The 18,009-nt window shown below is 52.8% G+C and carries 17 protein-coding genes; 15 read left to right on the forward strand and 2 right to left on the reverse strand.

Features of this window, described 5'->3' with window-relative positions; translation table 11 throughout:
- Window positions 1-47: 47 nt before the first annotated feature.
- Together mreB and csrD are read right to left on the reverse strand one after the other, a co-directional pair.
- Window positions 48-1,091, reverse strand: coding sequence for a rod shape-determining protein MreB (mreB, locus tag IP581_RS20845; RefSeq protein WP_006818047.1), 1,044 nt, complete (start codon window positions 1,089-1,091; stop codon window positions 48-50).
- Window positions 1,092-1,395: 304 nt separating this feature from the next.
- Window positions 1,396-3,333, reverse strand: a complete 1,938-nt coding sequence (csrD, locus tag IP581_RS20850; protein WP_017457288.1) for an RNase E specificity factor CsrD — start codon at window positions 3,331-3,333, stop codon at window positions 1,396-1,398.
- Between the two features lie 289 nt (window positions 3,334-3,622).
- Between csrD and msrP the strand changes: the two genes are divergently transcribed.
- From msrP to IP581_RS20925, 15 genes are all read left to right on the forward strand, one after another.
- Entirely contained in the window at window positions 3,623-4,624 is a 1,002-nt protein-coding gene (gene msrP, locus IP581_RS20855) for a protein-methionine-sulfoxide reductase catalytic subunit MsrP (protein WP_097400701.1), read from the forward strand.
- Window positions 4,625-5,224: a protein-methionine-sulfoxide reductase heme-binding subunit MsrQ gene (gene msrQ, locus IP581_RS20860; RefSeq protein WP_193821279.1), complete on the forward strand. Its 600-nt coding sequence runs from the start codon at window positions 4,625-4,627 to the stop codon at window positions 5,222-5,224.
- 235 nt (window positions 5,225-5,459) lie between these two features.
- Entirely contained in the window at window positions 5,460-5,912 is a 453-nt protein-coding gene (aroQ, locus tag IP581_RS20865) for a type II 3-dehydroquinate dehydratase (RefSeq protein ID WP_086870011.1), read from the forward strand.
- A gap of 21 nt (window positions 5,913-5,933) precedes the next feature.
- Window positions 5,934-6,404 (forward strand): acetyl-CoA carboxylase biotin carboxyl carrier protein, encoded by a 471-nt coding sequence (gene accB, locus IP581_RS20870; protein WP_017457284.1) that lies wholly within the window; start codon window positions 5,934-5,936, stop codon window positions 6,402-6,404.
- Between the two features lie 11 nt (window positions 6,405-6,415).
- Complete coding sequence (gene accC / locus IP581_RS20875; RefSeq protein ID WP_086870009.1) at window positions 6,416-7,765, forward strand: acetyl-CoA carboxylase biotin carboxylase subunit; 1,350 nt, start codon at window positions 6,416-6,418, stop codon at window positions 7,763-7,765.
- Between the two features lie 108 nt (window positions 7,766-7,873).
- Window positions 7,874-8,116: a YhdT family protein gene (locus IP581_RS20880; RefSeq protein ID WP_017457282.1), complete on the forward strand. Its 243-nt coding sequence runs from the start codon at window positions 7,874-7,876 to the stop codon at window positions 8,114-8,116.
- Window positions 8,106-9,557 carry a sodium/pantothenate symporter gene (gene panF, locus IP581_RS20885; protein WP_097400700.1) on the forward strand — a complete coding sequence of 484 codons (1,452 nt, stop codon included), beginning with the start codon at window positions 8,106-8,108 and terminating at the stop codon, window positions 9,555-9,557. Before IP581_RS20880 ends, panF begins: the two co-directional genes overlap by 11 nt.
- 11 nt (window positions 9,558-9,568) lie before the next feature.
- Complete coding sequence (gene prmA, locus IP581_RS20890) at window positions 9,569-10,450, forward strand: 50S ribosomal protein L11 methyltransferase (protein WP_193821280.1); 882 nt, start codon at window positions 9,569-9,571, stop codon at window positions 10,448-10,450.
- 369 nt (window positions 10,451-10,819) lie between these two features.
- Window positions 10,820-11,785: a tRNA dihydrouridine synthase DusB gene (dusB, locus tag IP581_RS20895; protein ID WP_044489505.1), complete on the forward strand. Its 966-nt coding sequence runs from the start codon at window positions 10,820-10,822 to the stop codon at window positions 11,783-11,785.
- Between the two features lie 25 nt (window positions 11,786-11,810).
- Window positions 11,811-12,107 carry a DNA-binding transcriptional regulator Fis gene (fis, locus tag IP581_RS20900; protein WP_000462905.1) on the forward strand — a complete coding sequence of 99 codons (297 nt, stop codon included), beginning with the start codon at window positions 11,811-11,813 and terminating at the stop codon, window positions 12,105-12,107.
- A gap of 162 nt (window positions 12,108-12,269) precedes the next feature.
- Window positions 12,270-12,431 carry a DUF2556 family protein gene (locus IP581_RS20905; RefSeq protein WP_017457278.1) on the forward strand — a complete coding sequence of 54 codons (162 nt, stop codon included), beginning with the start codon at window positions 12,270-12,272 and terminating at the stop codon, window positions 12,429-12,431.
- A 165-nt stretch (window positions 12,432-12,596) separates the two neighbouring features.
- Window positions 12,597-14,675: a putative bifunctional diguanylate cyclase/phosphodiesterase gene (locus IP581_RS20910; protein WP_193821281.1), complete on the forward strand. Its 2,079-nt coding sequence runs from the start codon at window positions 12,597-12,599 to the stop codon at window positions 14,673-14,675.
- A 329-nt stretch (window positions 14,676-15,004) separates the two neighbouring features.
- A complete protein-coding gene (locus IP581_RS20915) occupies window positions 15,005-15,226 on the forward strand; it encodes a lipoprotein (protein WP_017457276.1) in 222 nt (73 codons plus the stop codon).
- A 500-nt stretch (window positions 15,227-15,726) separates the two neighbouring features.
- On the forward strand, window positions 15,727-16,752 hold the full coding sequence (locus IP581_RS20920; protein ID WP_193821282.1) for an amino acid ABC transporter substrate-binding protein: 1,026 nt from the start codon (window positions 15,727-15,729) through the stop codon (window positions 16,750-16,752).
- Between the two features lie 72 nt (window positions 16,753-16,824).
- Window positions 16,825-18,006, forward strand: coding sequence for an amino acid ABC transporter permease (locus tag IP581_RS20925; RefSeq protein WP_193821283.1), 1,182 nt, complete (start codon window positions 16,825-16,827; stop codon window positions 18,004-18,006).
- Window positions 18,007-18,009: the final 3 nt, after the last annotated feature.

Below are 18,009 nucleotides of genomic sequence, written 5' to 3' on the forward strand. Positions count from 1 at the left end.
AGGCCAGACAGATGCGAAGCGACTATCCGCTTCGCATCTGACGCGGACTATTCTTCGCTGAACAAGTCGCCGCCGTGCATGTCGATCATTTCCAGCGCCTTGCCGCCGCCGCGCGCTACGCAAGTCAGGGGATCTTCTGCAACTACAACTGGAATACCCGTTTCTTCCATCAACAGGCGGTCAAGGTTGCGCAGCAGCGCGCCACCACCGGTCAAAACCATACCGCGCTCGGAGATATCAGAAGCCAGTTCTGGCGGGCACTGTTCCAGCGCAACCATAACGGCGCTCACGATGCCGGTCAGCGGTTCCTGCAGCGCTTCCAGAATTTCGTTAGAATTCAGCGTGAAGCCACGCGGAACACCTTCAGCCAGGTTACGGCCACGCACTTCGATTTCACGCACTTCATCGCCCGGGTAAGCAGAGCCAATTTCGTGTTTGATACGCTCAGCGGTCGCTTCACCAATCAGGGAGCCGTAGTTACGACGAACGTAATTAATGATCGCTTCATCGAAGCGGTCACCGCCGATACGAACAGAAGAGGAGTACACCACGCCGTTCAGGGAGATAACGGCAACTTCAGTGGTACCACCACCGATATCCACCACCATTGAACCGGTCGCTTCAGAAACCGGTAAGCCAGCGCCGATTGCGGCCGCCATCGGCTCTTCAATCAGGAATACTTCACGAGCACCAGCGCCCTGTGCGGATTCACGAATTGCGCGGCGTTCAACCTGAGTGGCGCCAACCGGCACACAAACCAGAACGCGCGGACTCGGACGCATAAAGCTGTTGCTGTGCACTTGTTTGATAAAGTGCTGAAGCATTTTTTCGGTCACGAAGAAGTCGGCGATGACGCCGTCTTTCATCGGGCGGATGGCCGCGATATTGCCCGGCGTACGGCCAAGCATCTGTTTCGCTTCATGACCGACTGCGGCTACACTTTTCGGTGAACCGGCACGATCCTGGCGAATGGCCACCACGGAAGGCTCATTCAGTACGATGCCTTGTCCTTTTACATAAATCAGGGTATTCGCGGTACCCAGGTCAATGGACAGGTCATTGGAAAACATGCCACGAAATTTTTTCAACATACTAAGGGATAATCCTGAAAGCTGGGGCGGAAACAAAATCCGCTTACTTTACCAACCACACGTAGCAGCGACAAGGCATAAGAATCATCTGCTACGGTGAAAATTAGTGCAGTTTGTTTCCTTTGTTGCAAAACGACATGAATCTGCCTGGAAGTAAAAAAGCCCATCTTCCAGTCTGTTGCGTTTGCAGTTTTTCATAAGGACAAACCGGCTTTGTTCACTGCGATAATCCGGCGGGCAGGCACGCACACCCCCAAACATGGCAGCGCGCGTTATTCTACGTGAAAACGACTTAAACAGCAGTTCAAACCGAGTATCTTTGCGAATATTTTTTCACATTGGTATCGAGCGGTTGGGAAGCCGCGATGAAATCGCCCTGCCCACCCGCAACACCCCGTTCCACCAGCGTCTGCCATTCGCCACGAGAGCGAACGCCGGTTGCGAAAACTCGCGTTCGCGTGCCTTTGCACGCTTCCACGAGGCTCTGCACCAGAAGCTGGTTTTCGGTGCGCTTTTCAATGTTCCTGACCAGCCCCGGATGCAGCTTTAATAGCTCAACATCCAACGCTTTAATCCAACTGGTGCTCACCAACGTCAGACCCGCCTGATTGACCACTACGCGGGCGCCTAATGCGTTGATTAAACGCACCACCGACTGTAACCGGCTGATATGTTGACAAACATCCGCCTCAGCAAGTTCAAAAATAATCCGTTTACGTTGAGATTTTTCGCACTGCATTAATATATCGCGTAGCCAGCGTTGAAAACGGGGGCGGATCAATGATTCCACGGTTATTTGCATGGCGAGGTTTTCTTCCGGCCAAAAACCCATAAAGGGAATCAGACGCGTCACCTGCAGGCGGTCATACTCTTCAGCCAGACCAAACTGCTGCACCATGGGCATATACTCTTCGGCAATCACTTCTTGTTCGCCGTCGAAAATGCGGCACATCAGCTCGCGGTGATGAACCTGGCCGTCCCGGTTAATCGCTGGTTTCTGATAAACGCGCGGCCCGCCGCGGCTCAGCATCTGCTCAATCAGCGTTCGCCAGCGCACATTTCCACGCCCTTGTTCCGGTAATGTGTCGTCGTACACTGACCAACTGTTTCCGCCCTGTAACACCGCGTTGCGCGCTGCGGCTTCGGCATGCTCCATGACTTGCACACCAGCTTGCCCGCTACGCCAGGCACAAATACCAATGTGCATAATGTCTTCGCGGGTCAGCGTTTTATTCGGGGGTAACCCGTCCACCGCTTTCAGGATCTGCCCGGCGATGCTCTCCGCTTCCTTTAATGTGCGATGCGGCAGCAGCACGGCGAAGTCGCTGCGATGGTAGCGAGCCAGTAACGCACCGGGATAACGCATAATAAAGGTAGAAAGCAGGTTAATGAGCGTAAAGAGATACTCTTCGGTGGTGGTTCCACCGCTATCCCGCAGCAGATCAAAGTCCGGCAAACGGATCATCATCACTACACCGTGCGAGCCCACTTTTTCCTGATCTTCCAGCAGCGTGGCGAGCTGATTATCAAAAAACAGGCGGTTATTCAGGCCCGTCCGCTTGTCCTGCGCGGCGTAGGAGCGAATAAGCGTATCCATGCGGCTACGTTGATCGCTGGCAAACTGGATATCGGTCAGCAACACATCCAGCGCACTACTGGTGCGGGATGGCCACTCATAGATGCTGCCGCGAACCTGTGGCCCACGCTCGCCGTTGAGGATCCGCGTCGCGCGCGTCTCCAGCAGTTCCTGCCCGGAAAGCTGTCGCCGTAACCAGCGAACGGAGAGAAAGAGGATCACGATCATAAAACCGATCGCCACCGTCAGCGGCGCGGTAGTTAACAGCGAACGAAAGTAATTCGCCATGGGATCCTGATAAACCAGCGTGAAGGTGAAACCGGGATTTTTCAGGGAGGGAATATGCAGTTCCCGATATTGATAGTTGCTGCCCGCCGGGCGATAACTTCCGTTATGCGCATAACTGAGCACTGTGCGCCGGCCTTGCTTAATCTGAATCTCGATAATGTCTACCGGCACCATCAATTCATTGAGCTGCGGCAACAGCCGGGAAACCGGCGTTGAGACCAGGCGCGTATCAATAATTGCCGCCACCGCTTCCACACGATTGGCAACCTTGTTTTGAATAGCGTTATAGAAGCTCAGTGAGCACCCAATCAGGGTGACGAAAAACGCCAACCCTGTCAGTAGCGTCACAAAAGCTGAAAATTTCGTCGTTAATCGCATCCTTGTGTTAACTCCGCTTGTATAAAGAACGAAACGATACCGCTCAGGGTTACGTCATTGAAGTAAGTACTAACTTTGATGTCTACCCGCGTCCCGGGATAGCGTGCAGGCGGCGGGGAAAACTGGCACTGCGTTTCATCCCTGCGAGTATAGCCCTCAGAAATTTTTTGCCAACAATCAATAAGCCTGAAAAATGTCTTAACCTGACTATTTACAATGTTTGGTAACACACTCGTGCTCGCGCTCACGCTGCGCTTACACCATGCTTGACGAGAGACTAACGGAGGATGTGATGAAGAAAAAACTAACCGAAGCCGATGTCACTGCGGAATCCGTTTTTATGTTACAGCGCCGCCAGGTGCTGAAAATGCTGGGAATTAGCGCCTCGGCATTGACCCTGGCACCCGGCGCGCGGGCCGATCTGTTGGACTGGTTTAAAGGCCATGACCGGCCAAAGGCGCCATCGGGAAAACCGCTCGATTTTACGCAACCTGCGCAGTGGAAAGCCTCTCTCCCGCTGACACCGGAAGAGAAAGTCACCGGCTATAACAATTTCTATGAATTTGGCCTCGATAAAGCCGATCCTGCCGCCAACGCCGGGGGAATGAAAACCGATCCCTGGACATTGACCATTGACGGTGAAGTGGCGAAACCGTTGACGCTCGATCACGCGGCGCTGACCTCGCGTTTCCCGCTGGAAGAGCGAATCTACCGGATGCGCTGCGTTGAGGCCTGGTCCATGGTGGTGCCGTGGATCGGATTCCCGCTGCATAAACTGCTGGCGCTAGTTGAACCCACCAGCAACGCCAAATATGTCGCTTTCCAGACCCTTTACGCACCGGATCAGATGCCGGGGCAAAAAGATCGCTTTATTGGCGGTGGCCTCCAGTACCCCTATGTTGAAGCGCTGCGTATAGATGAAGCGATGCACCCACTAACGCTGCTTACTGTCGGGGTGTATGGCAAAGCGCTACCGCCGCAAAACGGCGCGCCGATCCGCCTGACTGTACCGTGGAAATATGGTTTTAAAGGCATCAAATCGATAGTCAGTATCAAGCTCACCAGTAAACGGCCACCGACCACCTGGAACCTTGCCGCACCCGACGAATATGGTTTCTATGCCAATGTGAACCCGCATGTCGATCACCCTCGCTGGTCACAAGCAACGGAACGTTTTATTGGATCCGGCGGCGCGCTGGATGTAAAACGTCAGCCAACGCTGCTGTTTAATGGCTACGCTGAAGAGGTGGCTTCGCTTTATCACGGGTTAGATCTGCGGGAGAATTTCTGAGTGCGCTTAACGGCAAAACAGGTGACATGGTTAAAAGTCGCATTGCATCTGGCGGGTCTGCTGCCTTTACTGTGGCTTTTCTGGGCGGCGAACCAGGGCTATTTCAGCGCCGATCCGGCGAAAGACATCCAGCATTTTACGGGCAGAATGGCGCTAAAATTCCTGCTCGCCAGTTTGCTGATAGCACCGCTCGCACGCTACGCGAAACAACCTTTATTGATCAGAACCCGACGTTTGCTGGGGCTGTGGTGCTTTGCCTGGGCGACGCTGCACCTGACCAGCTACACCTTGCTGGAACTGGGGATCAATAATCTTTCATTATTAGGACAAGAGTTGGTAATGCGCCCTTATTTAACGCTGGGTGCGGTAAGTTGGCTGATTTTGCTGGCATTAGCGTTGACTTCAACGCAATGGGCGCAGCGCAAGCTGGGCAAACGCTGGCAACAATTACACAATTTCGTCTATCTGGTGGCGATCCTCGCGCCGATTCACTACCTTTGGTCGGTGAAAATCTTGTCACCGCAACCGATCCTGTACGCTGCTGCCGCGATTGGGCTGTTAGCGTGGCGTTATAAGAAGTTTCGCCAATGGTGGCGTTAATACGCTCATTGTGTGCAGTTCTCCGCAGATCTACTATCATTCACCGCCAGATTCCGGGCGGTGGTTGATAATCTTCCCTGATAAGACCAGTATTTAGCTGCCAATTGCTACGAAATCGTTATAATGTGCGACTTTGGTTTTCCTGACAGGGGTTTTTAGCCTCTGAAAAGGTGACAATCGCGAATCGAAGGTATATTTTGTTTTTTACCCGAGAATCGCAGGAGATAGCGGCACAATGGCTGGCAAGTTCCACATATTAGTTTTGAACGGACCGAACCTAAACATGCTTGGCACCCGTGAGCCGGATAAGTACGGCACGCTTACGCTTAGCGAGATTGTTAACGGTTTGAGCACCGAAGCGGCAGCGCTTGATGTGGAACTGGCGCATTTTCAGTCAAACGCGGAGTACGCAATCATCGACCGTATTCATCAGGCAAAAGACATTATGGACTTTATCCTGATCAATCCGGCCGCGTTTACGCACACCAGTGTTGCTATCCGCGACGCATTGTTGGCGGTCGGTATCCCGTTTATCGAGATCCACCTCACCAACGTGCATGCGCGGGAGCCATTCCGCCACCACTCGTATCTGTCAGATATCGCCGAGGGCGTTATTTGCGGGCTGGGCGCGGAAGGTTATTCATACGCTTTACAGACGGCGGTAAAACGCCTGTCACAATCACACTAAACAAGAGTACGGAACCCACTCATGGATATTCGTAAGATTAAGAAACTGATCGAGCTGGTTGAAGAATCAGGCATCTCCGAACTGGAAATTTCTGAAGGCGAAGAGTCTGTGCGCATCAGCCGCAGCGCGCCGAATGCTGGCTTCCCGGTTATGCAGCAGGCTTATGCTGCGCCGATGATGCAACAGCAGCCAGCCCTGTCTAACGCTGTCGCACCTACCGCAGCGCCGGAAGCCCCTGCAGCCGCAGCGGAAATCAGTGGTCACATCGTACGTTCCCCGATGGTCGGAACCTTCTATCGCACCCCGAGCCCGGACGCGAAAGCGTTTATCGAAATCGGCCAGAAAGTTAACGTGGGCGATACCCTGTGCATCGTTGAAGCCATGAAAATGATGAACCAGATCGAAGCCGATAAATCAGGCGTGGTGAAAGCCATTCTGGTTGAAAGTGGCCAACCGGTTGAATTTGACGAGCCGCTGGTCGTCATCGAGTAAACGAGGCGCACATGCTGGATAAAATTGTTATCGCTAACCGCGGCGAGATTGCACTGCGTATTCTTCGTGCCTGTAAAGAACTGGGCATCAAGACTGTCGCCGTGCACTCGACTGCGGATCGCGATTTAAAACACGTACTGCTGGCTGACGAGACCGTATGTATCGGTCCTGCGCCATCAGTAAAAAGCTATCTGAATATCCCGGCGATTATCTCCGCCGCCGAAATCACCGGCGCAGTGGCGATTCACCCGGGTTATGGCTTCCTCTCTGAGAATGCCAACTTTGCTGAGCAAGTTGAGCGCTCTGGCTTTATCTTCATCGGCCCGAAAGCTGACACCATCCGCCTGATGGGCGACAAAGTGTCGGCAATCACCGCCATGAAGAAAGCAGGCGTACCGACCGTTCCGGGTTCTGACGGCCCGCTGGGCGACGATATGGATGCCAACCGCGCCCATGCTAAACGCATTGGTTACCCGGTTATCATCAAAGCCTCCGGCGGCGGCGGCGGTCGCGGTATGCGCGTTGTGCGCAAAGACGCCGACCTGGCGCAGTCCATCAGCATGACGCGTGCGGAAGCGAAAGCCGCTTTCAACAACGACATGGTGTACATGGAAAAATACCTGGAAAATCCTCGCCACGTCGAGATCCAGGTGCTGGCTGATGGTCAGGGCAACGCTATCTATCTGGCAGAGCGCGACTGCTCCATGCAGCGCCGTCACCAGAAAGTGGTCGAAGAAGCACCGGCACCGGGCATCACCCCGGAACTGCGTCGCTATATCGGCGAGCGTTGTGCGAAAGCCTGTGTCGACATCGGCTATCGCGGAGCGGGTACGTTTGAGTTCCTGTTCGAAAACGGCGAGTTCTACTTCATCGAGATGAACACCCGTATTCAGGTTGAACACCCGGTTACCGAAATGATTACCGGCGTTGACCTGATCAAAGAACAGCTGCGTATCGCTGCCGGTCAGCCGCTGTCCATTAAGCAAGAAGAAGTGATGGTGAAAGGCCATGCGGTGGAATGCCGTATTAACGCCGAAGATCCGAACACCTTCCTGCCCAGCCCGGGCAAAATCACCCGCTTCCATGCCCCTGGTGGGTTTGGTGTGCGTTGGGAATCGCATATTTACGCCGGTTACACTGTACCGCCGTATTACGATTCAATGATTGGCAAGCTTATCTGCTACGGTGAGAGCCGCGATGTGGCGATTGCGCGCATGAAGAATGCGTTGCAGGAACTGATTATCGACGGTATCAAAACCAACGTTGATCTGCAGATGCGTATTATGAGCGACGAGAACTTCCAGCATGGTGGCACCAACATCCACTATCTGGAGAAAAAACTCGGTTTGCAGGAAAAATAATCTGCAATCAGCGCAAAAGGCCGGATCTTCCGGCCTTTTTTGTTTTTCTCTCCCCTCAACTTGCCCATAGGGTACAATCCCCGCTTTCTTCATTTACAAGGGACAAAAATGGACAACCGTTTTGTTCAGGCTCACAAAGAAGCCCGCTGGGCGCTGTGGCTGACCCTTCTTTATCTTGCCGCCTGGTTAGTGTGTGCTTACCTACCGGGTACAGAGCAGGGCTTCACCGGGCTGCCGCGTTGGTTTGAACTGGCCTGCCTGCTTACGCCACTGGTGTTTGTTTTACTCTGCTGGGCGATGGTGCGTTTTATCTTCCGTGATATCTCTCTGGAGGATAACGATGCAAACTGAAATTATCGCCGTACTGATAATCTACCTGATCGTCGTCTTCGGCCTCTCTTTCTATGCGATGCGCCAGCGTAGCAGCGGTACTTTCCTGAGCGAGTATTTCCTCGGTAGTCGTTCCATGGGTGGATTCGTGCTGGCGATGACGCTGACCGCCACTTATGTCAGCGCCAGTTCGTTTATTGGCGGGCCGGGAGCCGCGTACAAATTCGGCCTTGGTTGGGTACTGCTGGCGATGATCCAGGTTCCTACCATTTGGTTGTCGCTGGGCATTCTTGGCAAGAAATTCGCGATTCTGGCGCGTCGCTACAATGCGATTACCCTCAACGACATGCTGATGGCTCGCTACCAGAGCCGCGCGGTGGTGTGGATTGCCAGCGTCAGTCTGCTGGTGGCCTTTGTCGGCGCAATTGCCGTGCAGTTTATCGGCGGCGCGCGTCTGCTGGAGACGGCGGCCGGCATCAAATACGAATCTGGCCTGCTGATCTTCGGCATTACCATTGCGCTGTACACAGCGTTTGGCGGTTTTCGCGCCAGTGTGTTGAACGACACGATGCAAGGTCTGGTGATGCTGATCGGTACGCTGGTGTTGCTGGTCGGCGTGATCCATGCGGCGGGCGGTTTACATAACGCCGTTGACACCTTGCAGCATATCGATCCGAAACTGGTGAGTCCGCACGGCGCGAGCGATATTCTCTCCCCGGCGTTTATGACCTCGTTTTGGGTACTGGTCTGTTTTGGCGTTATCGGTCTGCCGCATACCGCTGTGCGCTGTATTTCGTATAAAGACAGCAAGTCGGTGCACCGTGGGATCATTATCGGCACCATCGTCATCGCACTGTTGATGCTGGGAATGCACCTGGCGGGCGCGCTGGGTCGAGCAGTGCTGCCGAATCTGTCGGTGCCGGATCAGGTCATTCCCACGCTGATGGTCGAAGTGTTGCCACCGTGGGCCGCAGGGTTGTTCCTCGCCGCACCTATGGCCGCGATCATGTCCAACGTCAACGCGCATCTGCTGCAGGCTTCCGCAACGATCATCAAAGATCTGTGGTTAAGCGCGCAGCCGACTAAAATTCGTCATGAGCCACGCTTAAAACGCATTTCCACCGTCACCACGCTGGTGCTCGGCATTTTGATGATGCTGGCCGCATGGCGTCCGCCAGAGATGATCATCTGGCTGAACCTGCTGGCGTTTGGCGGGCTGGAGGCGGTATTCCTGTGGCCGTTGGTGCTGGGTCTTTACTGGGATCGCGCTAATTCCGCCGGCGCGCTCAGCGCCATGATTGTTGGCGGCGCGCTGTATGCCGCGCTCGCCACCTTTAATATTCAGTACCTGGGCTTCCATCCGATTGTGCCCTCGCTGCTGTTAAGTTTGCTGGCCTTCGTTGTCGGGAACCGTTTCGGTCAACCCGCGCCGCAGGCCCCGACTATTTCTGTTAATGAATAAAGAGTTATGCCATGCCTTGGATCCAACTGAAACTGAACACCACCGGCGCGAATGCGGAAGATCTGAGCGATGCTCTGATGGAAGCGGGCGCGGTGTCCATTACCTTCCAGGACACGCACGACACGCCCGTGTTTGAACCGCTGCCGGGTGAAACCCGCCTGTGGGGTGATACCGACGTTATAGGCCTGTTCGATGCAGAAACCGAGATGGCGGACGTTGTTGCCCAACTCGCGCTTCACCCGCTGCTCGGCGAAGGTTTTGCCCACAAAATTGAGCAACTGGAAGATAAAGACTGGGAGCGCGAATGGATGGATAACTTCCACCCGATGCGCTTTGGCGAACGCCTGTGGATCTGCCCGAGCTGGCGCGACGTGCCGGATGCGAATGCGGTAAATGTGATGCTCGATCCGGGTCTGGCCTTCGGCACTGGCACGCACCCCACCACCTCGTTGTGCCTGCAATGGCTCGATGGTCTGGATCTTGTCGGCAAAACGGTGATCGATTTTGGCTGCGGCTCCGGGATCCTCGCGATTGCCGCGCTGAAACTGGGTGCGGCGAAAGCGATCGGGATTGATATTGATCCGCAAGCCATTCAGGCCAGCCGTGATAACGCCGAGCGCAACGGTGTTTCCGAACGTCTCGAGTTGTACTTGCCGAAAGACCAGCCAGACGCGATGAAAGCCGATGTGGTGGTCGCCAATATTCTGGCTGGCCCGTTGCGTGAACTGGCGCCGTTAATCAGCGTATTGCCCGTCGAGGGCGGTTTACTGGGGCTCTCTGGTATCCTTGCCAGCCAGGCAGAGAGCGTATGCGAAGCCTATGCCGAACTCTTTACTCTTGACCCGGTGGTCGAGAAAGAAGAGTGGTGCCGTATTACGGGACAGAAAAGGTAAAACGGAACGCGGCCTGCGGGCCACGTTTCGCGGAGCCCGCGTGCTGAACTGTCGAAAAAAGCAGCCAGAAGGTCGATCAAAAAATTGCGAGTAGCTTCGCAAAAACCGTCTTTTTTGTCTGAAAAAACAGCAGTTCAGCCGCTTATCACCGATGAAAAAACGATAACTTGTGCGAATTTATGCGTTATGTGAAATTTTTATCTTTTACATAACCCTATGAAAAACATGATTTAATAGGTTTATTGCTCTGGTGGACTGGCTATTCCTTGATCTACAACAGAGGATTGCTCAAAGTTTGGCCTTTCATCTCGTGCAAAAAATGCGTAATATACGCCGCCTTGCAGTCACAGTATGGTCATTTCTTAACTCATGCGCATCGGACATCACCAGCTCAGAAATCGCCTGATCGCAGCGCCCATGGCTGGCATTACTGACAGACCATTCCGGACGTTGTGCTACGAGATGGGAGCCGGTTTAACCGTATCCGAGATGATGTCTTCTAACCCGCAAGTGTGGGAAAGCGACAAGTCCCGACTGCGGATGGTGCACATTGATGAACCCGGTATTCGCACCGTGCAAATTGCCGGCAGCGACCCGGATGAAATGGCGGAAGCCGCACGTATTAACGTGGAAAGCGGCGCCCAAATTATTGATATCAATATGGGTTGCCCGGCTAAAAAAGTGAATCGCAAGCTTGCAGGTTCCGCCCTGCTGCAATACCCGGATCTGGTGAAGTCGATCCTGACCTCGGTAGTTAATGCAGTGGATGTTCCTGTCACTCTGAAGATTCGCACGGGTTGGGCTCCAGAACACCGTAACTGCGTAGAAATTGCCCAACTGGCTGAAGAGTGTGGTATTCAGGCTCTGACCATTCATGGACGCACCCGCGCCTGTTTGTTCAACGGAGACGCTGAGTACGACAGTATTCGGGCAGTTAAGCAGAAAGTTTCCATTCCGGTTATCGCGAATGGCGACATTACTGACCCGCTTAAAGCCAGAGCTGTGCTCGACTATACAGGGGCGGATGCCCTGATGATAGGCCGCGCAGCTCAGGGAAGACCCTGGATCTTCCGGGAAATCCAGCATTATCTGGACACTGGGGAGCTGCTGGCCCCGCTGCCTTTGGCAGAGGTTAAGCGCTTGCTTTGCGCGCACGTTCGGGAACTGCATGACTTTTACGGTCAGGCGAAAGGTTACCGAATCGCACGTAAACACGTCTCCTGGTATCTCCAGGAGCACGCTCCGAATGACCAGTTTCGGCGCACATTCAACGCCATTGAGAATGCCAGCGAACAGCTGGAGGCGTTGGAGGCATACTTCGAAAATTTTGCGTAAACAGAAATAAAGAGCTGACAGAACTATGTTCGAACAACGCGTAAATTCTGACGTACTGACCGTTTCTACCGTTAACTCTCAGGATCAGGTAACCCAAAAACCGCTCCGTGACTCGGTAAAACAGGCACTGAAGAACTATTTTGCTCAACTGAATGGTCAGGATGTTAATGACCTGTATGAGCTGGTACTGGCTGAAGTAGAACAGCCACTGTTGGACATGGTGATGCAATACACCCGTGGTAATCAGACCCGCGCGGCGCTGATGATGGGCATCAACCGCGGTACGCTGCGTAAAAAACTGAAAAAATACGGCATGAACTGATTTTTAATCAGTGAGTTGTATTGATAAAAAGGCGCTAACCGGCATGGGAAAGCGCCTTTTTTATTGTCTGAAATAGCGCTAAAAACCCCGCTTTCCCTGTCATTCCGGGGTTACGGAGTCGTGTATATTTCAACAAATGGTTGCAAGAAAGGGAGATACGGAATGTTTCGCAAGTATTGGTGGCTGGTGGCTTTCGCCCTGTCGATCCTCATGCTGGATAGCTTAATCATGTACTGGATTGAGTATATGACCACCGAGATCGATAAGTGCCGCAATATGAACTCCGTAAATCCGCTCAAACTGGTTAACTGTAATAATCTGTAAGTGATTGCTTGTAGCGAAAATTCGCGAAAATGCAGCCATCACCCTGATTAAAGCAGGGATTTAAATCATTTTGAGCCATCCCCATACGATGCTAATGTCTCAGCCCTTTTCGCCAGTCCGATCGTAGTAATGCGTAACGCCCTTAGTGAATGAGTTGATGACACCATGCTGGATAGCCAATACGACTATATCCTTGTTGTTGTTTCTTTTATCGTAGCCATTTTGGCCTCTTATACCGCCCTGAATATGGCTGGCCGTGTTTCCACCAGCAGCCAGGGATCGTCATGGGTCTGGCTTAGCGGCGGCGGCGTAGCAATGGGGATAGGCATCTGGGCGATGCACTTTATCGGCATGCTGGCGATGAACATGTCTATGAACATGCGCTACGAACCGATTCTCACTGCCCTCTCAATGGCTATCGCGATTGGCGCTTCATTGTTCGCGCTGTGGCTGGTGAGCGCCCCGCATCTGCATCTGCGCCGCCTGATCCCGGGCGCAATTGTCATGGGTCTGGGCATTGCGGCGATGCACTATACCGGCATGGCGGCGCTTCAGGTCTCGCCGGCCATCATCTGGAATCTGCATTGGGTCGCTTTATCTTTAGCAATCGCGCTAGTCGCCTCTTTCGCCGCCCTGTGGCTCACCTTCCATTTACGTCATGACGCCGCCCAGGTTGCGCTGATGCGTTTTGGTGCGGCGATTTTGATGGGCATCGCTATTGCGGGTATGCATTACACCGGCATGATGGCGGCTCAAATCCCTCCTCAACATGCCATGGGGCATAACGGTTTTAACAATAACTGGTTAGCCGTATTGGTCGGCATGATGGCCTTCTCGGTGCTGGGCATTACGCTACTGGTGTCGATGTTCGATGCGCGTCTGCAAGCGCGAACCTCGCTACTGGCAACGTCACTGGCGGCCGCGAACCGCGAACTGGCGCGGCTGGCGTTGCACGATACCTTAACGCGTCTGCCTAACCGTGTGTTGCTGGAAGACCGCCTTGAGCAGGCCATCAACAAAGCGAAACGCGAAGGCTCTTTCTTCGCGCTGATGTTTATGGATCTTGATGGTTTCAAAACCGTTAACGATGCCTGGGGCCATGATGTCGGCGATAAATTGCTGGTCGCGGTGACCGATCGCCTGACACAAAAATTAACAGGGCAATATACGCTGGCGCGCATTGGTGGTGACGAGTTTGTTCTGCTGGCTGAAGTCAGCGCGCCAGATGAAGCGGCAACGCTAGCCAGTTCGTTGGTACGGGTGATTGATAAGCCCTTCACTATCGATCCCTATGACGTGATGGTGACGTTGAGCGTCGGTATTGCGCTTTATCCGCATGATGGCAAGAACGAACGGGAATTGATGTTCAACGCCGATGCGGCGATGTATCACACCAAACATATGGGCCGTAACGGTTACCACTTTTTCCAGCCATCGATGAACACGCTGGCGCAAACGCAATTGCAACTGCTCAACGATCTCTGGATGGCACTGGAGCGCCAGGAGTTCCGGCTGGTTTACCAGCCCAAATTTAAAGCCCCTGCGGGGCCGGTTATCGGCTTTGAGGCGCTGTTGCGCTGGCATCACCCCTACCAGGGTGTACTCACACCGGATGTTTTTTTGCCACTGGCAGAGAAAACCGGCCTGATTGTGCCACTGGGTAACTGGGTAGTGGATGAAGCCTGCCGTCAGCTTGGCGAATGGCGCAAAATGGGGCTCCCTGACTGGTCAGTGGCGGTGAACCTTTCCACCCTGCAGTTTGAGCAGAGCACCCTGGTGGAAACGATTATGGAGGCGCTGAAAAAGCATGGCGTGCCGCCGCAAAAGTTAATCCTCGAAGTAACTGAAACCACAGCAATGAGCAACCCGGATGAGAGCGTGCGCGTGTTAACGGCGCTGACGGATGCGGGCGTTAAAGCCTCAATCGATGATTTTGGTACAGGCTACTCCAGCCTGCTGTATCTGAAACGCCTTCCGGCCTGCGAATTAAAGATTGATCGCGCGTTTGTTCGTGAGTTAAGCCGGGAAGGCGAAGATGCCACTATCGTCTCCGCCATCGTGGCATTAGCCAGGACGCTGAATTTAAAAGTTGTCGCGGAAGGTGTGGAAACAGAAGAACAACAAAAATTTCTTACCGAGCTGGGCTGTAATACGCTGCAGGGGTATTTATTAGGTAAACCGGTGAGTGCGGAATCCATTACTTCTTACGGAAATAAACTTCCTCCGCCCGAGGCGCTTTCCTGAAGTGGGATCCATTTAAATAAAGCGCCTGCAGGCGCTTTTGTTTTACCCGGTCAGTAAACTAGACTATTCTTATAAAAATAAAGTTATGTGCCATCTCTATTTAATCAAGCTCTTACGCATTGCAACGAATTTTTTTATTTCACTCTTCATCTTTTCTGCACTATTTAACCCGCAACACGGTTTTCTCTTCATGATTTTTACAAAGAACATAATTTGAGATTATTGCACCGGGGAATTTGCACCGGCGAATGGTAAAATATGATTTATCGGTTCTGGACAGGTATCGCAATTATTGATATCGGGAATCGTGATTATTTCGAGGTAATATTATGAAAAAATTCATTTCCGTGGCATTACTGGCGACGTTTCTGGCTGGCTGTGCCCACGATTCTCCTTGTGTACCGGTGTATGATGATCAAGGCCGTCTGGTACATACCAATACCTGTATGAAAGGCACAACACAGGATAACTGGGAAACAGCCGGAGCCATTGCTGGCGGCGCAGCGGCGATTGCCGGTCTGACGCTCGGTATCGTAGCGCTGACTAAATAGTATTAAATAGCCAAATAGTTATAAAAAGCGCGGTTTGCCGCGCTTTTGCTTTATTTAGGTGCAGTTAATTTTGCATAAGTAAATTTTCAGCCCCATTAACAGGCAGAAATAAAAAAGCAAACACGCGCTTTGTTTCATTTAAACCGACGGGTTATCACTCGCACCGTTTTTTCTCTTTTTTTGCGTGACCCATTTCACAAAGCGATGCCAATCAATATATTGCTTATATTCACGCAGGAAACTTATCTGTTAATGCCCTCTTATTGCATGCTCTTTTTGCTCTGTTTTGTGGCGCAGGTTGTATTTTTGCACCATGACGGGGCAATGGTTTTATTTTTTCCTGTCTACACTCTCAATATTGCGCCTACGGTAGCCAAATAACGCCACGCGCAAAACTGGCACTACCTTTGCTTTAAAGAGTATGGCCATCGCCACAGACAGGTTCAGGCGTTTCCCGAACGCCTTATATAACGATAAATTTTCGCCACACAGGATGCATTATGAAAAAGATGATGATCGCCAGCCTGGCCGCTGCCGGTGTACTGTTTGCTGTCGCAAATCAGGCACATGCAGGCGCAACGCTGGATGCCGTTAAAAAGAAAGGTTTCGTACAATGCGGTATCAGCGACGGTCTGCCTGGCTTTTCCTACGCGGACGCGAGCGGTAAATTCACCGGTATCGACGTGGATGTTTGCCGCGGCGTTGCCGCTGCCGTATTCGGTGACGACACGAAAGTTAAATATACCCCGCTGACTGCCAAAGAGCGTTTCACCGCTCTGCAATCTGGCGAAGTGGATATGCTCTCCCGTAATACCACCTGGACCTCTTCCCGCGATGGCGGCATGGGCCTGTCATTCACTGGCGTAACCTATTACGACGGTATCGGCTTCCTGACCCACAACAAAGCAGGCCTGAAAAGCGCTAAAGAACTGGACGGCGCAACCGTTTGTATTCAGGCGGGCACCGATACTGAGCTGAACGTGGCGGATTACTTTAAATCCAACAAAATGAAATATACGCCGGTGACCTTCGACCGTTCCGATGAATCCGCGAAAGCGCTGGAATCAGGCCGTTGCGATACGCTCGCTTCCGACCAGTCTCAGCTGTATGCATTGCGTATCAAACTGAGCAACCCGGAAGAGTGGATCGTATTGCCGGAAGTGATCTCGAAAGAGCCGCTGGGGCCGGTGGTTCGCCGTGGTGATGATGACTGGTTCTCGATTGTTCGCTGGACGCTGTTCGCCATGCTGAACGCAGAAGAGATGGGTGTTAACTCGAAAAACGTTGATGAGAAAGCCGCTAACCCAGCAACGCCGGATATGGCACACCTGTTAGGTAAAGAAGGAGACTTCGGTAAAGACCTGAAGCTGGATAACAAGTGGGCTTACAACATCATTAAGAAAGTCGGTAACTATTCAGAAATCTTTGAACGTAACGTCGGTTCTGAAAGCCCGCTGAAAATCAAACGCGGCCAGAACAACCTCTGGAATAACGGCGGTATCCAGTACGCTCCGCCAGTGCGCTAATACGTAAGTGCTGTAACGGGCGCTACGCTTGCGTGGCGCCCAGCCCAGAGTCATGGTTACTGAGGTTTTCCTATGTCCCATCGCCGCCCAACCGTGAAAGGTGCTATTTCCCTTTCTAACCCTGCGGTTCGTGCCTGGCTGTTTCAAATCCTTGCGATTGTCGCCGTGGTCGTTGTCGCAATTTATTTGATACACAACACCGTTACTAACCTGAATAACCGCGGCATCACTTCCGGTTTTGCCTTTCTGGATCGCGCCGCTGGTTTTGGTATTGTTCAGCATCTTATTGATTATGAACAAGGTGACACCTATGGTCGTGTATTTCTTGTAGGTTTACTTAATACGCTGCTGGTTTCAGCGCTGTGTATTGTGTTCGCCTCATTCCTCGGTTTTTTCCTTGGACTCGCTCGTCTGTCAGAAAACTGGCTACTGCGGAAGCTATCGACCATTTATATCGAAACGTTCCGTAATATCCCGCCGCTGTTGCAGATCTTTTTCTGGTACTTCGCGGTGCTGCGTAACCTACCCGGCCCGCGCCAGGCGGTCAACGCAATGGAACTGGTGTTTCTGAGCAACCGGGGCCTGTATATACCCTCCCCGCAAATGGGCGAGGGCATGCTGGCGTTCGTGGGTGCGATAATCGTGGCAGTGGCTATCTCCATTGGTCTGTTTCGCTTTAATAAAATGCATCAAATCAAAACCGGTCAGTTACGCCGCACATGGCCTGCCGCGCTGGGATTGATTATTCTGCTGCCGCTGGTCGCGCACTGGGTGTTTGGCGCAGCGCTGCACTGGGATGTTCCGCAACTGCGCGGCTTCAACTTCCAGGGCGGTATGGTGCTGATCCCGGAACTCGCCGCGCTCACCATTGCGCTGTCGGTCTACACCTCTGCGTTTATCGCCGAGATTATTCGTTCAGGCATTCAGTCAGTGCCCTATGGGCAGCATGAAGCTGCACGTTCTCTCGGATTGCCTAATCCGGTAACGCTGCGGCAGGTGATTATTCCGCAGGCGCTGCGCGTGATTATCCCTCCGCTGACCAGCCAGTATCTGAATATCGCCAAAAACTCCTCGCTTGCCGCGGCAATTGGTTATCCGGATATGGTGTCGCTGTTTGCCGGCACGGTGCTGAATCAGACCGGTCAGGCGATTGAAACTATCGCTATTACCATGTCGGTTTACTTGCTCATCAGCCTGTCGATTTCATTGCTGATGAATATCTATAACCGCCGCATTGCCCTGATTGAGCGCTAAGGA

The sequence above is a fragment of the Kosakonia pseudosacchari genome, from assembly GCF_015167415.1.
GTDB lineage: Bacteria > Pseudomonadota > Gammaproteobacteria > Enterobacterales > Enterobacteriaceae > Kosakonia > Kosakonia pseudosacchari.

Coding starts and splice junctions, on each gene's coding strand:
- mreB (WP_006818047.1), bottom strand. CDS start 1,091: ATGTTGAAAAAATTTCGTGGCATGTTTTCCAATGACCTGTCCATTGAC.
- csrD (WP_017457288.1), bottom strand. CDS start 3,333: ATGCGATTAACGACGAAATTTTCAGCTTTTGTGACGCTACTGACAGGG.
- aroQ (WP_086870011.1), top strand. CDS start 5,460: ATGGCTGGCAAGTTCCACATATTAGTTTTGAACGGACCGAACCTAAAC.
- accB (WP_017457284.1), top strand. CDS start 5,934: ATGGATATTCGTAAGATTAAGAAACTGATCGAGCTGGTTGAAGAATCA.
- accC (WP_086870009.1), top strand. CDS start 6,416: ATGCTGGATAAAATTGTTATCGCTAACCGCGGCGAGATTGCACTGCGT.
- IP581_RS20880 (WP_017457282.1), top strand. CDS start 7,874: ATGGACAACCGTTTTGTTCAGGCTCACAAAGAAGCCCGCTGGGCGCTG.
- panF (WP_097400700.1), top strand. CDS start 8,106: ATGCAAACTGAAATTATCGCCGTACTGATAATCTACCTGATCGTCGTC.
- prmA (WP_193821280.1), top strand. CDS start 9,569: ATGCCTTGGATCCAACTGAAACTGAACACCACCGGCGCGAATGCGGAA.
- dusB (WP_044489505.1), top strand. CDS start 10,820: ATGCGCATCGGACATCACCAGCTCAGAAATCGCCTGATCGCAGCGCCC.
- fis (WP_000462905.1), top strand. CDS start 11,811: ATGTTCGAACAACGCGTAAATTCTGACGTACTGACCGTTTCTACCGTT.
- IP581_RS20905 (WP_017457278.1), top strand. CDS start 12,270: ATGTTTCGCAAGTATTGGTGGCTGGTGGCTTTCGCCCTGTCGATCCTC.
- IP581_RS20910 (WP_193821281.1), top strand. CDS start 12,597: ATGCTGGATAGCCAATACGACTATATCCTTGTTGTTGTTTCTTTTATC.
- IP581_RS20915 (WP_017457276.1), top strand. CDS start 15,005: ATGAAAAAATTCATTTCCGTGGCATTACTGGCGACGTTTCTGGCTGGC.
- IP581_RS20920 (WP_193821282.1), top strand. CDS start 15,727: ATGAAAAAGATGATGATCGCCAGCCTGGCCGCTGCCGGTGTACTGTTT.
- IP581_RS20925 (WP_193821283.1), top strand. CDS start 16,825: ATGTCCCATCGCCGCCCAACCGTGAAAGGTGCTATTTCCCTTTCTAAC.